We start from the raw sequence: 13,060 nt of genomic DNA on the forward strand, positions 1-13,060 counted from the left end.
TCCACCCGGATGCCGCAGCGCGGCCATTGACCGCCCAGCGTTGCCAGCGCGCCAGCACGGCGGGGTCACGCGTCAGGCTGAGCAAGCCGGTGCGCCGGAAGCCCAGGTCGGTATCCAGCTGTTGCTGCCATGTGTCCCATAGCGACAGGCTGTGCACGATCAGGGGCAGCTCACGCCGGTCGCGCCCTTGCTGGCGCACCCAGCCCCAGTTGCGGCTGGATTGCTCGGCCGCCACCAGGCCCTTTTCCAGCAAGGCCACTTTCAGGCCACGCCGGACCAGATGCAGGGCTGCACTCACCCCCACCACACCGGCACGATGATGACTACATCGGCACTGGCGGGAAGCGGGTCGTTTTCTTCCACCCAGCTGAAAGGTTGGCGCAGGATGTCTGCAAAGGGTTGTGACTTCATGTTATCTGCCCCCTTGATTCGGTAATAAGGCGACCGGCCTGCATGTAGATGGCACGGTCGCATAATTGCTTTCATCATGCAGACCGCCATTTCAATCACCTTGCATCGCACACCCAGGCGTTCAGGCTGGTCCCGATAAAACACCTGAAACGGGCAGATATTACCCATGCAGTTCGCAAATCTTTATTCACTTTTCTGATAAACATTGAGGAAATTCTTGTTTATTGAGAATAAGCCCGGCTTGTTATAGTCCACCCATACCGCCGGATGGCGGGATGACAAACAAAACAACAGCCAGGAGTACATTGTGAAACGATTTGCCATTGCCGCCCTGCTCGCCTCCATTCTGCCGGGCCTTGCCGCCGCCGAAGACCTGGCTAAGATCAAATCCGCCGGTGTGATTCGTGTGGGTACCGAAGGCACTTACGCCCCGTTTACCTATCACGATGCCAGCGGCAAGCTGGTGGGTTTTGATGTGGAAATTGCCCAGGCCGTAGCCGCCAAGCTGGGCGTGAAAGCCGAATTCATCGAAGGCAAATGGGACGGCCTGATTGCCGGCCTGGATGCCAACCGTTACGACGCTGTGGCCAACGAAGTGTCGATTACCGAAGCCCGCAAGGCCAAGTACGACTTCTCCAACGCCTATATCGCCTCCAAGGCCGCGCTGATCGTGAATGGCAACAGCCCGATCAAGACCTTTGCCGACCTCAAGGGCAAGAAGTCCGCCAACACCCTGACCAGCAACTTCGGCAAGCTGGCACAATCCTTCGGTGCAGAAGTCGTGCCGGTACAAGGCTTTAACGATTCGCTGGAGCTGCTGGCTTCCGGCCGCGTGGATGCCACCATCAACGACAGCCTGTCCTTCCTGGATTACAAGAAGCACCAGCCCAACTCCAAACTGCGCATTGCCGCCACCGAAAAGGACGCTGACTTCTCCGGCATCATTTTCCGCAAGGGCAACCCGCAGCTGCAGGCCGCCATCAACAAGGCACTGGCTGACATCAAGGCCGATGGCAGCTATCAGAAAATTTCCTTCAAGTACTTTGGCGAAGACGTGTCGCACTAAGCGCATCCCGCCCCGGACTTGCCAGCTTGCCCCGTCCTGCGGGGCAGCAGGCTGCGGACAAAGTGATTAGGTACGGTTTCACTGGACCCGGCAAAGCCGGGCCTTTCGACCAAGTCATGACTTCCGCAGCTTTCCAGTCAATTCCCTATCCCCCGCCCTTTCCCTGAAAGGGAGCCTCGCCTTCCTTTCAGAAGGCGAGAGGGTTTTGTCAAAATCTGCCGCCCCGTTCTACGGGGCAATTTTGTTGGCACAACACGATAACAATAATGGAGTCGGCACATGCCTGAATGGTTGAAACTGATGGTGGAATCACTGCCGCCGCTGCTGTATGCAGGGCTGGTATTCACCGTACCGCTTACCCTGCTGTCCTTTGCCTTTGGCCTGTCACTGGGCTTTGTCACCGCGCTGGTGCGGCTGTATGGCCCCAGGCCACTGGCGGACGGCTTCCGCTTTTATGTGTGGCTGATCCGCGGCACGCCCTTGCTGGTGCAGCTGTTCCTGATTTTTTACGGCCTGCCCAAGGCCGCATCGTGTTCGACCCGCTGCCGGCAGCCGTCATCGGCTTTTCGCTGAATGTGGGGGCCTATACTTCGGAAGTCATCCGCGCGCCCTGCTGGCGGTACCGCGCGGCCAGTGGGAAGCCGCCTATTCCATCGGCCTGACCTGGGCCCAGGCCATGCGCCGCACCATTTTGCCGCAGGCCAGCCGCGTGGCCGTGCCGCCCCTGGCCAATACCTTTATTTCGCTGATCAAGGACACCTCGCTGGCTGCGGTGCTGACCGTGCCGGAAATCTTCCAGGCCGCGCAGCGCATTGCCTCGGTCACTTATGAACCGCTGATCCTGTATACCGAAACCGCGCTGATCTACCTGGTGTTCAGCTCCGTGCTATCCGCCGGCCAGCAAAAGCTGGAAGCCCGCTTTGGCCAGCACCTGCACCAGGCCCAGGAGACGAAATGATTCAACTGCACAATATCGACAAGCATTTTGGCAGCCAGCATGTGCTCAAGGATGTTTCGCTGCATGTGCCGCCCGGCCAGGTGACGGCGCTGATCGGCCCGTCCGGCAGCGGCAAGAGCACCCTGCTGCGCTGCATCAACCTGCTGGAAACCCCCAGCGCCGGGCAGATTACCCTGGGCGATGCCAGCCTGCAGTTTGGCCATGGCCATGCCCAGCCGGGCCGTCAGGACATTCATCGCCTGCGCCTGCAAACCGGCATGGTGTTCCAGAACTTCCAGCTGTTTCCGCACCGCACCGCGCTGGAAAACGTGATGGAAGGCCTGCTGGTGGTAAAGAAATGGCCGCGCGCCCAGGCCGAGGCCCGTGCCCGCGAACTGCTGCAACAAGTGGGCATGGCGCACAAGGCGGATGCCTGGCCCGGCACCCTGTCCGGCGGCCAGCAGCAACGGGTGGCCATCGCCCGCGCACTGGCCCAGTCCCCCGGCCTGCTGCTGTGTGACGAACCCACCTCGGCACTGGACCCGGAGCTGGCCAGCGAAGTGGTGGCCGTGCTGCGCGAACTGGCCGCCAACAAGATGACCATGCTGATTGCCACCCACGACCTGCGACTGGCAGCCACGCTGGCCGACACCGTGGTGTTTCTGGAAGATGGCCGCATCGTGGAGCAAGGCAGCAGCCGCCAGCTGTTTTTGCAACCGCAAAATCCGCGTACCGCCAGCTATGTGTCCACGCTGAAGGAAGGCCTGCCGGAAGACTGGTAAGACCTGGCACCGCAGGTAAACAAGACAAAGGCGTCCGCCATGAGGGGGGACGCCTTTCTTGCGGCTGACCAAGTGATTTGGTGCGCTTGCACTGGACCCGGCAAAGCCGGGCCTTTCGACTACGTTATTACTTCCGCAGCCTTCCCGTCTATTCCCTATCCCCCGCCCTTTCCCTGAAAGGGAGCCTCGCTTTCTGTCCAGAAAGCGAGAAGAGCCTGGCTGGCATCAGGACGCCGGGTTCAGAACACCGGCACCACCGCACCCTGATAACGCTGGTCGATGAACTGGCGCACATCGTCGGTGGACAGCGCCGCCACCAGTTTTTTCAGTGCCGGGCTGCTGCGGTTATCCTCGCGCGACACGATGATATTGGCGTAAGGCGACTGGCTGCCTTCGCTGAACAGCGCATCACGCTTGGGTTTCAGCCCGCCTTGCAGAGCGTAGTTGGTATTGATCAGCGCAATGTCCACCTGGTCCAGCACGCGTGGCAGGGTGGCGGCTTCCAGTTCCTTGATCTTGAAATGGTGCGGGTTGCTGCTGATGTCACGCGCCCCGGACAGGATATTGGCCGGGTCCTTCAGGCTGATCAGGCCCTGCTTGTGCAGCAGAAGCAAGGCGCGGCCGGTATTGGATGGGTCGTTGGGAATGGCGATGGTGGCACCGTCCGGCAGCTCGCTGGTCTTGTGGTACTTGTGCGAGTACGCGCCGAACGGCTCCACATGGATGGCCGCCACGCTGACCAGCCGGGTGCCCTTGGACTTGTTGAAGCTATCCAGGAAAGGCTGGTGCTGGAAGTAGTTGGCATCGATTTCCTTGCCAGCCACTGCCAGGTTTTCCTGCAGGCCATTGCTGAACACCTTGACCTTCAGATCAATGCCTTGCTTGGCCAGCGCCGGTTTTACATGCTCCAGGATCTCGGCGTGCGGTACGGCTTCGGCACCGATGGTCAGCACTTCAGCGTGTGCGGTGAGGCTGGTGGCCAGGCCGAACAGTGCCAGCCAGAGGGTTGCGCGTTTCATGCATATTCTCCTGCGGAGGTGGGAAGGGAAGCTGCCTGCAATGCTTGCGGGGAAAGCAGGTCGGCATGGTGCCGGACGGCTACCTTGGGATGGGAGCGCAGCCGTCCTTTGAGATAATTGTCACCAATACGGTAAAACAGCGGGTTGTCCGGGTCGGCTTCCGGGCCGCGTGCTTCGGCGGCCAGCGGTGCCGGCAATTGCAGCAGCGGAATGGTGGCATCCAGCCGCGGGCCGAGGAAAAAGGCCACCGACAAGCGGTCCTTGCCTTCTGGTGGGCTCAGCACGCGATGCACATTGGCCCGCAGATAGCCGTCGGACGCCATTTCCAGCGATTCACCGATATTGACGATGAAACTGCCCGGCAATGACGGCGCATCAATCCAGCCCTGCTCGGTTTCCACTTGCAGGCCGTCCTGGCTATCGTCTTGCAGCAACAGGGTGAGGAAGCCGCCGTCCTTGTGCGGCCCCACGCCCTGCCCGGCTGCGCCTTGCCGGCTGCCCGGATAACGGATGATTTTCAGATGCTCAACCGGAGCTTCGACAAAGGCATCGTCGAAAATGTCGACCGGCTGCTGCAGGGCTTCGGCAAAGGCACGCAACAGGCGGATGGAAAGGCGGGTGGTTTCCTGCTGCCAGTCCAGCAGCACCGGCTTGAGTTGCGGCAAGGCTATCGGCCATTGATTGGGGCCTTGCAGACGCCACCACGGGCCCTGTGCTGCGAGGTCGGACCGCGGGGGGCGCTCGGCGCCGATATCCAGTTGTTCGCGCCAGTCGGCAGCGCCGCGGGTGCGTTCTTCACCGGCACGGGTATAGCCACGGAAATGCGGCGAGTTTTCCATGTCGATGGCCAGCTTGTCGGCTTCCGGCAGGGTAAAGAATGCGCGAGCGGCCTGGCGCAGTGCCGTCACCTTGTCAGCGGCGATACCATGGCCGACCAGATAAAAGAAACCGTGGTCGCGTGCTGCGCCACGCAGTTGTTGCAGCAGTTGCTGGCGTTGTTCGGGACTGCCATCGAGCAGGCTGAAATCGATGACAGGCAAGGCAAGAGGGCTTGGCATGACAACTCCGTAAAGCGGCACGTCCGGGTGCCGGGAAGCTTCACGATATGTCATGCCAATGGTATTGCGAACCAAGAAAAACTGATTTGAATATCAAGCTGCCAGCGCAGCTGACAAGGGTGTTACCTGCCTGAAAAACGGCGTGCCGGTGCCGCCCGGACAAGCAGGAAAATGGTGGCGCAAGGCCGCAATGCGGTGTTGTCTGCGCCAAACCGTGACCGTGACAGCCTGCCCTCAGGCTGCCTCGACACTGCCGCCCAGATAGAACTGGTGTACGTCTTCACGCGCAGCCAGCTCGGCCGAACTACCCGACAATGCCACATGGCCGTTTTCCAGCAGATAGGCCTGATGGCTGTAGTGCAGGGCCAGGTTGGCGTTCTGTTCGGCCAGCAGGAAGCTCACCCCTTCCTGCCGGTTCAGCGCCTGCAGTATCTCGAAGATCTCCTCGACGATTTTCGGTGCCAGCCCCATGGAGGGCTCATCCAGCAACACCAGCCGTGGTGCGGCCATCAGTGCGCGGCCAATGGCCACCATCTGTTGCTCGCCACCCGAGGTATAGCCCGCTTGTGAGCGGCGGCGCTCTTTCAGCCGCGGGAAATACTGGTAAATGCGTTCCAGGTCCTGCTGCAAGGCAGCACGGCTGGGCTTGCGCACGAAGGCACCGGTCAGCAGGTTTTCTTCCACGCTCAGGTGGGCAAAGCAATGCCGCCCTTCCAGCACCTGCACCAGCCCGCGCTGCACCAGCTCATGCGGCGCAGTATGGCTGACATCCTGCCCGGCATAGACAATGCGCCCTTGCTGCAGGCAGCCGCGCTCGGCCGCTACCAGGCCGGCAATGGCCTTGAGGGTGCTGCTCTTGCCTGCCCCATTGGCACCCAGCAAGGCCACGATCTGCCCCTCGTCCACCTGCAAGGAAACACTGCCCACGGCCAGAATGGCCTGGTTGTACACCACCTGAATGCCTTCCACCTGTAGTAAGGGCTGGCTCATGATTCAACTCCGCAATCCGTCAAAAACCGGGTGACAAAAACCCGGTGCAGCAAGCCGCACCGGGCGTGGACGGGCTCAGGCCATCACGATTCCTTGCTGCAATCGCGCGGGGTGATGCCCTTTTCCTTGGCGTACTTGTGCGAGGAGTCCTCGATGATGGGGCGCAGCAGCTTGCGGTCGGCCTGTACCCACGGCGAAATCACCTTCCACTGCTGGCCGTCCCACTGCTGGAAGCGCACCGCACCGCCGCCTTCGTGGTCGGCGCAACTCAGTTGCAAGGGTTGCAACAAGCCCAGCGCGCCCACTTCCTTCAGCCGCTTGTCGTCAAAGTGCAGGTGCTCGAAGCCCCAGCGCACCTGCTCGCCGGTCAGCGGTTTCTTGCCGAACTTGGCCTGCGCCAGGCGCACGGCTTCCACGTTCAGGATGCCGTTGACCACACCCAGGTTGTAGTACACCGTGCCAAAGCGCTTGGCGTCCGCCAGATTGCCCTTGCCGGCATCCAGCACGGTTTTCTTGATGCCTTGCAGCACCGGGAACTGGGTGCCGGACGGGTGGGTGGTGATGGAGATGAAGCCCTTGGCGGCGGCACCGGCCGGGGCGGCGTCTTCTTCCGAGTTGCTCCAGATATTCCCGATGATGTGGTCAGCCGGATAACCGGTTTTCTGGGCGGTTTTCAGTGCCACCGGGTTCATCACGCCCCAGCCGCGCAGAATCACCCAGTCCGGTTTTTGCTGGCGGATGGTCAGCCATTGCGATTGCTGCTCGTTACCCGGATGCGGCACTTCCAGCGACACCAGCTGGAAGCCGTATTTCTTCGACAGCAGCTCCAGGATGGGGTTGGTTTCCTTGCCATAGGGCGAGCCGTGGTAGAGCACGGCAATCTTCTTGCCCTTCAGCTTGGCAAGGCCGCCGGATTTCTGGCCGATGTAGTTGATGATGGCCGACACCTCGGAATACGGGTTCAGCTGCAACGGGAATACATAGGGAAACACGCTGCCGTCGGTGGAGTCGGTACGGCCGTGGTTGATGGTGATCAGCGGCAGCTTGTCGGCGGTGGAGCGCTCCAGCGTGGCATAGGCAATGCCCACCGACAGCGGGTTGGTAGCAGCAGCCGGTGCGCCGTTCAGGCCTTTTTTCAGGCGCTCGTAGCACTCCACCCCTTTTTCCACCACGTATTCGGTTTCGCACTCGCTCCAGGTGAGCTTGACGCCGTTGACGCCGCCTTCCTTGAGATTCACGTACTGCAGGTAATCAATAAAGCCGCCGAAAAAGCCGGTGCCGCCAGCCGCATACGGCCCCACGCGGTAGCTTTGCAGCGGGAAATACTGCTCGCCGCCTGCCTGTGCCGTGGCCGATGCTGCCGCCAGGCCCAATGCCAGTACGACCGCCCCTTTCAGTGTGTGCAGATGATTTTTCATTATGGGTAAACTCCCTGGTTCAGTAGACAAAACTGCTAACGGAAACAACAAGACAAAAACGCTCAGAAACGCAGTGGCCACAGCCGGGCGCGGGCGCGCCAGCCTTGCCACAGCCGTGCCAGGCCGTCCGGTTCCTTGATCAGGAACAGGATGATCAGCACGCCAAAGATGATTTTTTGCAGGTTCTCCAGCTGGCCGGCGGGCAGCACCCCGCTGAGCAAGGTGCCGGACAGGATGGACAGCACGATGGGCAGCAGCACGATGAAGGCCGCGCCAAGGAAATTGCCCAGAATGCTGCCCATGCCGCCCAGGATGATGATGAACAGCACCTGAAACGAGCGGCTGAGATCAAAGCCATGCGGCTCCACCGTGCCCAGATAGGTAAATGCCCACAGGGAACCAGCCACCCCCAGGATGAAAGAGCTGATGGCAAAGGCCAGCAGTTTGGTGCGCAGGATGGGGATGCCGATGACAGCAGCAGCGGTATCCATGTCGCGCACTGCCATCCAGTTGCGGCCCAGGCTGCTGCGTACCAGATTGGCCGCCAGCACAAACAGCGGCAGCACCACGCTCAGGGTGAGCAGGTAACGCCCGGCCGGGCTGCCAAAATCGTGACCGGCCACCAGCAGCGGCGGCGCGGTGATGACGCCGGACTCGTTACCGTTGGAGAACCAGGCAAACTTGGTGAGCAGCCACTCGACAAAAAACTGTGCCGCCAGCGTGGACACCAGCAGATAAAAGCCCTTGATGCGCAGGCTGGGCAGGCCGAACACCACCCCCACTGCCGCGGCCACCACGCCACCGGCGACAAAGCTGAGCAAGAGCGGCAGGCCCGGCAGCAGGAATTGCAGCTTGTAACTGGCAAACGCCCCCACTGCCATGAAGGCGGCCGAACCCAGCGACAGCTGGCCGGCATAGCCGGTAAGCAGGTTCAGCCCCAGCCCGGCCAGCGACAACACCAGAAACGGAATCAGAATGGCGCTGAACCAGTAGTCATTGCCAATAAAGGGCAACAGGCCGAAGGCCAGCAGCAGCAAGGCCCACAGCGCGGCACGCTGCTGCCATAGCCGCAGTGCGCGGCCATCCTGCCGGTAGCGGGTGCTGAATTGCCCGGATTCCTGATAAAACATGCCTACTCTCCTTTTTAGAACTGCTAACAAAACCTCGTAGAGAACCCGAGCCAATGCGCGCCGACGCAGACAGTTCAAGCAGTACGGCAACACAGGCACGGGGGTTTTGTTCGCGGGTCTTACACCCGTTCGATGGCGCGTTCGCCAAACAAGCCCGCCGGACGCAGCAGCAGGAACAGCAGCGCCAGCACATAGGGAAACCAGTTTTCAATGCCGCCACTGAGCAGTGGCCCCAGATACACTTCCGCCAGTTTTTCGCTGGCGCCCACAATCAGCCCGCCGACAATGGCACCGCCTATCGAGGTGAAGCCGCCGATAATCAATACCGGCAAGGCCTTGAGCACGATCAGCGACAGGGAAAACTGCACGCCCAGCCGCGCGCCCCACAACAGTCCGGCCACCAGCCCCACCAGCCCGGCCACCGCCCATACCAGCACCCACATGCGTTGCAGGCGGATGCCCACTGCCAGCGCGGCCAGCTGGTCGTCAGCCACGGCGCGCAGCGACAGGCCGATGCGGGTCTTGTTGAACAGCAAGGACAGCAGCAGCACCAAGAGTCCGGCGCTGCCGGCGGCAAACAGGTCGAAGCGCGACAGCATCAGGCCGCCCAGCTCCAGCGGCGTGTCCTCGATGCCCAGGTCCAGCCCGTGCACCTGTGCGCCCCACAGCGCCTGGGCCACGCCTTCCACCACATAGCTCAGGCCCAGCGTGGCCATGAACAGGGTGATGGGCGGCCGGTTCACCAGATGGCGCAGCACCAGCCGCTCCAGCAACAGCGCCAGCAGCAGCATGGACAATAGGCTGATGACAAAAGACAGCCAGAACGGCAGGCCACGCTCCAGCAGGCTGACAAAGGTGAGCGCGGCAAACAGCACCATCGAACCCTGGGCAAAATTGAACACCCCGCTGGCCTTGTAGATCAGCACGAAGCCGATGGCCACCAGCGAGTACATCACCCCGGCCAGCAAGCCGCCGAGCAGTACTTCCATGAAAAACGACATCAGACAGCCCCCTTGCCGGAACGCCGGCGCAACAGGTCCCCGCCCCGCGCGGGAATACCGGCGGGAACAAGGTGGATACGGATCAGAAAACAGGTATCAGTGGCGCTGCTGGCCCAGATAAGCGGCAATCACCTCCGGCAGCGCACGCACGGCTTCGGGCTCGCCATCGCCGATCTTGCGGCCGTAGTCCAGCACTACCACGTGGTCGGACAGTTCCATCACCACGCCGATGTCGTGCTCGATCAGCACGATGGTGGTGCCGAACACCTGGTTGACCTCGCGGATGAACTGGCTCATCTCGCGCTTTTCCTCGCGGTTCATCCCGGCCATGGGTTCATCCAGCAACAGCAGGCGTGGCCGGGCCGCGAGCGCCCGCCCCAGCTCCACCCGCTTTTGCAGGCCATAAGGCAGCTGGCCCACCGGGGTGTGCCGCCAGGCTTGCAGACGCAGGAAGGCAATCACCTCCTCGGCCACTGCGCGCTGGGCTTCTTCATCGGCCACCGCACGGCCTACACGGAAGGCCTGCTCCAGCCAGCTGCTGCGGCTGGCCAGGTTGCGGCCGGTGAGGATGTTGTCCAGCACGCTCATGCCCTTGAACAAGGCAATGTTCTGGAAGGTGCGGGCAATGCCTGCCACCGCAGCCTCGTGCGGTTGCATGGCGCGGCGGGCGCGACCGGCAAAACGGATTTCCCCTTGCTGCGGCTGGTACACCCCGTTGATGACATTGAGCAAGGAGCTCTTGCCCGCGCCATTGGGGCCGATCAGCGCGCAGATTTCCCCTTCGGCCACGTCAAAGCCGATGTCGGTCACCGCCTTGACACCCTTGAAGCTCAGGGAGATGTGCGACAGGCTCAGCAAGGGCGCTACGGTCTCGGACATAGTATTGTTTCCATTTCTTGATTCAGGCTTGCAGCGGAGGCGTAGCGGAAGGCCGCCATTGCTGCGTGCTGCCTTCCGGCTCTGGCTGCAGCGCTCTTTGCTGCCATTCACCGCTATCCGGCCAGTTGCGCACCTCCACCCCCAGCACGGCAAAGAAGTGGCGGGTGTTTTCCGCCAGCGGCGCACCCAGCAGCAACGGCACCCGCGTGCGGCTGAAGCCCAGCACATCGCGCAGCGGACGAATCACGCTGTAATGCCCTGCCCAGCGCCAGAAGCGCCCGGCATCCGGTTGCAGCACCCGGTCCACCAGCGCGCGTTGCCAGCTGCCAGTAGGTGGCAGGCGGCTGCGCGCCAGTTGTTCCAGCCGGCTATAGGTTTCGCGCGTACCGGCCACCAGGGTGGGGCCCAGTTCGCGGCGGTCGTTGTCGCGGGTGGCCAGGTTTTCCGGAAAATTCAGCCGGAAACCGGCTTGCAGCCACGGCGCCAGCAGGTAGCGCACCTGGGCGGAACTGGCAAAGGCACGCGAGGCGAGTGCGTCCTCATTGGCAGTCAGGCCTTCGGCCTGTAACAGCTGGCTGCCCGCCTGCAGCAAATGGCCATGCTGCAAGGGCTGCTGTTGCAGCTCGCCCCGGCCATCCACGCGCCAGAAGCGAAAAGCCACCGCCTTGTTGCTGGCAAGCAGCGCGGGCGCAGGCAAGGCCACGCCGGCTTGCTGCAACTGCGCAACCGACAGCCAGCCGGGCCCTACCCGCTGCTGCAAGCCACGCCCTTCGGCGTAGAGCAATAGCGCGGGGGCAGGCAGGTCACGCGGCAGGCTGTGCAGGGCCTCGGCATCCTCCACCAGCAACCAGCGCGGCTGTAAATGCAGCAAGATGGCCTGCAAGTCGCGCGCCGGCTGTTGCGGGTCCAGCGCCACCGCCTCCCCGCCCAGCCACTGCGCCGCCAGGCTGAGCAACAGCACTTCGGGGCGCGGGTGACTGAGCAACACCAGGCTGTGCCCGGCCGCAAAGCCTTGCGCAGCCAGACCGGCAGCCAAAGCGGCCACTTGCTGCTGCAGCTCGGCCCAGCGCCATTGCTGCCAGATGCCCAGCCGCTTGTGGCGCAAGGCAATGGCCTGCGGCTGTTGGTCGGCCTGCCATGCCAGCCAGGCTGGCAGGCTGGCGCTGCCGGGCAGCGGTGCTTCCTGATGTCGCTTCATCACCCTTGCTCCTGTCAGGCGGCCACGGCTTCGTGCTGTTTGGCGCGTGCTTCCAGCTCACGCACCAGCGGCAGCACTTTTTCGCCAAAGTAGGCCACTTCTTCCTGGAAGTGCAGGAAGCCGCCCAGCACCAGGTCCACACCCACAGCCTTCAGGGCGACGATGCGCTCGGCAATCTGCTGCGGAGTGCCGATCAGATTGGTCTTGAAGCCGTCGTTGTATTGCACCAGGTCTTCAAAAGTGGACTTGGCCCAGTTGCCCTCTCCCTCCGGGCTGGCCTGACCGGCCTGCTTCACCGCATCGCCAAAGGCGTTGACGGCTTCCGGGTCGGCCTTCTCGATGATTTCAGCCAGCACGGCGCGGGCTTCTTCTTCGGTATCGCGGGCGATGATGAAGGCGTTGACGCCAATCTTGACCTGATGGCCGTTGACTGCCGCCTTGGCGCGGATGTCATCCACCTGCGCCTTGATGCCTTCCACGGTATTGCCGTTGGTGAAGTACCAGTCGGACACACGCGAAGCCATGTCACGCGCGGCACGGGAGCTGCCACCCTGGAAGATTTCCGGGTGCGGCTGCTGCAGCGGTTTCGGCTTCAGGGTGTAGTCGCTGAAGCGGTAGAAGTCGCCCTTGAAGCTGAAGTTGTCCTGGGTCCAGATGCCCTTGAGCACGCGGATGAATTCTTCCGAACGGCGATAGCGTTCGTCATGCTCCAGCCACGGTTCGCCAATGGCGGTGAATTCGCCCTGGAACCAGCCGGACACGATATTGACTGCCACGCGGCCGCCGGTGAGGTGGTCGATGGTGGCAATCTGCTTGGCCAGCACCGCCGGGGTCCACGGGCCGGGCAGAATGGCGGCAATCACGCGCAGTTTTTCGGTGGCGGCCAACAGCGCATGGCTGAAGGAAACCGACTCGTGCTGGTATTCCGCGCCATAACCGGCGGTAAAGCGGATTTGCGACAGCGCGTATTCAAAGCCGGCCTTCTCGGCGATTTGCGCCAGCTTGCGGTTGTAGTCGATGTCCCAGCTGGTGCGCTGTTCGATCTTGCTGACCACCAGGCCACCGCTGACATTGGGTACCCAGTAGGCAAACTTGATGGCGTTTTGTGCTTGGCTCATGTGATTTCTCCGTGTAGATGCAGGTAATGGTCAAGAGGGCAATGCAGTGTTGA

At 62.1% G+C, this 13,060-nt stretch carries 12 protein-coding genes and 1 pseudogene; 3 read left to right on the forward strand and 10 right to left on the reverse strand.

Annotated elements, in window-relative coordinates:
• Positions 1-298, reverse strand: a 298-nt coding sequence (locus tag AWT75_RS08260; RefSeq protein WP_204376905.1) for an NAD(P)/FAD-dependent oxidoreductase, incomplete at its 3' end; no start/stop codon positions are given.
• A 420-nt stretch (positions 299-718) separates the two neighbouring features.
• On the opposite strand from AWT75_RS08260, the gene AWT75_RS08265 reads away from it, so the two are divergent.
• The 3 genes and pseudogenes from AWT75_RS08265 (at position 719) to AWT75_RS08275 (ending at position 3,196) form a co-directional block, all read left to right on the forward strand.
• On the forward strand, positions 719-1,477 hold the full coding sequence (locus AWT75_RS08265; protein WP_239689514.1) for an amino acid ABC transporter substrate-binding protein: 759 nt from the start codon (positions 719-721) through the stop codon (positions 1,475-1,477).
• A 279-nt stretch (positions 1,478-1,756) separates the two neighbouring features.
• A pseudogene (locus AWT75_RS08270) lies at positions 1,757-2,435 on the forward strand (amino acid ABC transporter permease).
• A complete protein-coding gene (locus AWT75_RS08275; protein WP_045848233.1) occupies positions 2,432-3,196 on the forward strand; it encodes an amino acid ABC transporter ATP-binding protein in 765 nt (254 codons plus the stop codon). Before AWT75_RS08270 ends, AWT75_RS08275 begins: the two are co-directional and overlap by 4 nt.
• A 239-nt stretch (positions 3,197-3,435) precedes the next feature.
• Here the strand turns inward: AWT75_RS08275 and AWT75_RS08280 are convergent, their stop codons facing one another.
• The 9 genes from AWT75_RS08280 to sfnG form a co-directional block, all read right to left on the reverse strand.
• Positions 3,436-4,215 carry a MetQ/NlpA family ABC transporter substrate-binding protein gene (locus AWT75_RS08280; protein WP_062788810.1) on the reverse strand — a complete coding sequence of 260 codons (780 nt, stop codon included), beginning with the start codon at positions 4,213-4,215 and terminating at the stop codon, positions 3,436-3,438.
• Positions 4,212-5,273: an isopenicillin N synthase family dioxygenase gene (locus tag AWT75_RS08285; RefSeq protein ID WP_062788881.1), complete on the reverse strand. Its 1,062-nt coding sequence runs from the start codon at positions 5,271-5,273 to the stop codon at positions 4,212-4,214. The genes AWT75_RS08280 and AWT75_RS08285 overlap by 4 nt, the downstream gene beginning before the upstream one ends.
• A gap of 234 nt (positions 5,274-5,507) precedes the next feature.
• Positions 5,508-6,263: an ABC transporter ATP-binding protein gene (locus tag AWT75_RS08290; RefSeq protein WP_045848236.1), complete on the reverse strand. Its 756-nt coding sequence runs from the start codon at positions 6,261-6,263 to the stop codon at positions 5,508-5,510.
• Between the two features lie 83 nt (positions 6,264-6,346).
• A complete protein-coding gene (locus AWT75_RS08295; protein ID WP_045848237.1) occupies positions 6,347-7,681 on the reverse strand; it encodes an ABC transporter substrate-binding protein in 1,335 nt (444 codons plus the stop codon).
• A gap of 62 nt (positions 7,682-7,743) precedes the next feature.
• Positions 7,744-8,811 carry a branched-chain amino acid ABC transporter permease gene (locus AWT75_RS08300; RefSeq protein ID WP_045848238.1) on the reverse strand — a complete coding sequence of 356 codons (1,068 nt, stop codon included), beginning with the start codon at positions 8,809-8,811 and terminating at the stop codon, positions 7,744-7,746.
• 119 nt (positions 8,812-8,930) lie between these two features.
• Positions 8,931-9,800 carry a branched-chain amino acid ABC transporter permease gene (locus AWT75_RS08305; protein ID WP_239689515.1) on the reverse strand — a complete coding sequence of 290 codons (870 nt, stop codon included), beginning with the start codon at positions 9,798-9,800 and terminating at the stop codon, positions 8,931-8,933.
• Between the two features lie 108 nt (positions 9,801-9,908).
• Positions 9,909-10,691 carry an ABC transporter ATP-binding protein gene (locus AWT75_RS08310; protein WP_045848240.1) on the reverse strand — a complete coding sequence of 261 codons (783 nt, stop codon included), beginning with the start codon at positions 10,689-10,691 and terminating at the stop codon, positions 9,909-9,911.
• Between the two features lie 22 nt (positions 10,692-10,713).
• A complete protein-coding gene (locus tag AWT75_RS08315) occupies positions 10,714-11,889 on the reverse strand; it encodes an AMP-binding protein (protein WP_062788814.1) in 1,176 nt (391 codons plus the stop codon).
• A 14-nt stretch (positions 11,890-11,903) separates the two neighbouring features.
• On the reverse strand, positions 11,904-13,007 hold the full coding sequence (sfnG, locus tag AWT75_RS08320; RefSeq protein ID WP_062788816.1) for a dimethylsulfone monooxygenase SfnG: 1,104 nt from the start codon (positions 13,005-13,007) through the stop codon (positions 11,904-11,906).
• Between the last annotated feature and the right edge of the window lie 53 nt (positions 13,008-13,060).

The sequence above is a fragment of the Aquitalea pelogenes genome (assembly GCF_001515305.1).
GTDB lineage: Bacteria > Pseudomonadota > Gammaproteobacteria > Burkholderiales > Chromobacteriaceae > Aquitalea > Aquitalea pelogenes.

Coding starts and splice junctions, on each gene's coding strand:
- AWT75_RS08290 (WP_045848236.1), bottom strand. CDS start 6,263: ATGAGCCAGCCCTTACTACAGGTGGAAGGCATTCAGGTGGTGTACAAC.
- AWT75_RS08315 (WP_062788814.1), bottom strand. CDS start 11,889: ATGAAGCGACATCAGGAAGCACCGCTGCCCGGCAGCGCCAGCCTGCCA.
- AWT75_RS08300 (WP_045848238.1), bottom strand. CDS start 8,811: ATGTTTTATCAGGAATCCGGGCAATTCAGCACCCGCTACCGGCAGGAT.
- sfnG (WP_062788816.1), bottom strand. CDS start 13,007: ATGAGCCAAGCACAAAACGCCATCAAGTTTGCCTACTGGGTACCCAAT.
- AWT75_RS08295 (WP_045848237.1), bottom strand. CDS start 7,681: ATGAAAAATCATCTGCACACACTGAAAGGGGCGGTCGTACTGGCATTG.
- AWT75_RS08310 (WP_045848240.1), bottom strand. CDS start 10,691: ATGTCCGAGACCGTAGCGCCCTTGCTGAGCCTGTCGCACATCTCCCTG.
- AWT75_RS08275 (WP_045848233.1), top strand. CDS start 2,432: ATGATTCAACTGCACAATATCGACAAGCATTTTGGCAGCCAGCATGTG.
- AWT75_RS08280 (WP_062788810.1), bottom strand. CDS start 4,215: ATGAAACGCGCAACCCTCTGGCTGGCACTGTTCGGCCTGGCCACCAGC.
- AWT75_RS08285 (WP_062788881.1), bottom strand. CDS start 5,273: ATGCCAAGCCCTCTTGCCTTGCCTGTCATCGATTTCAGCCTGCTCGAT.
- AWT75_RS08305 (WP_239689515.1), bottom strand. CDS start 9,800: ATGGAAGTACTGCTCGGCGGCTTGCTGGCCGGGGTGATGTACTCGCTG.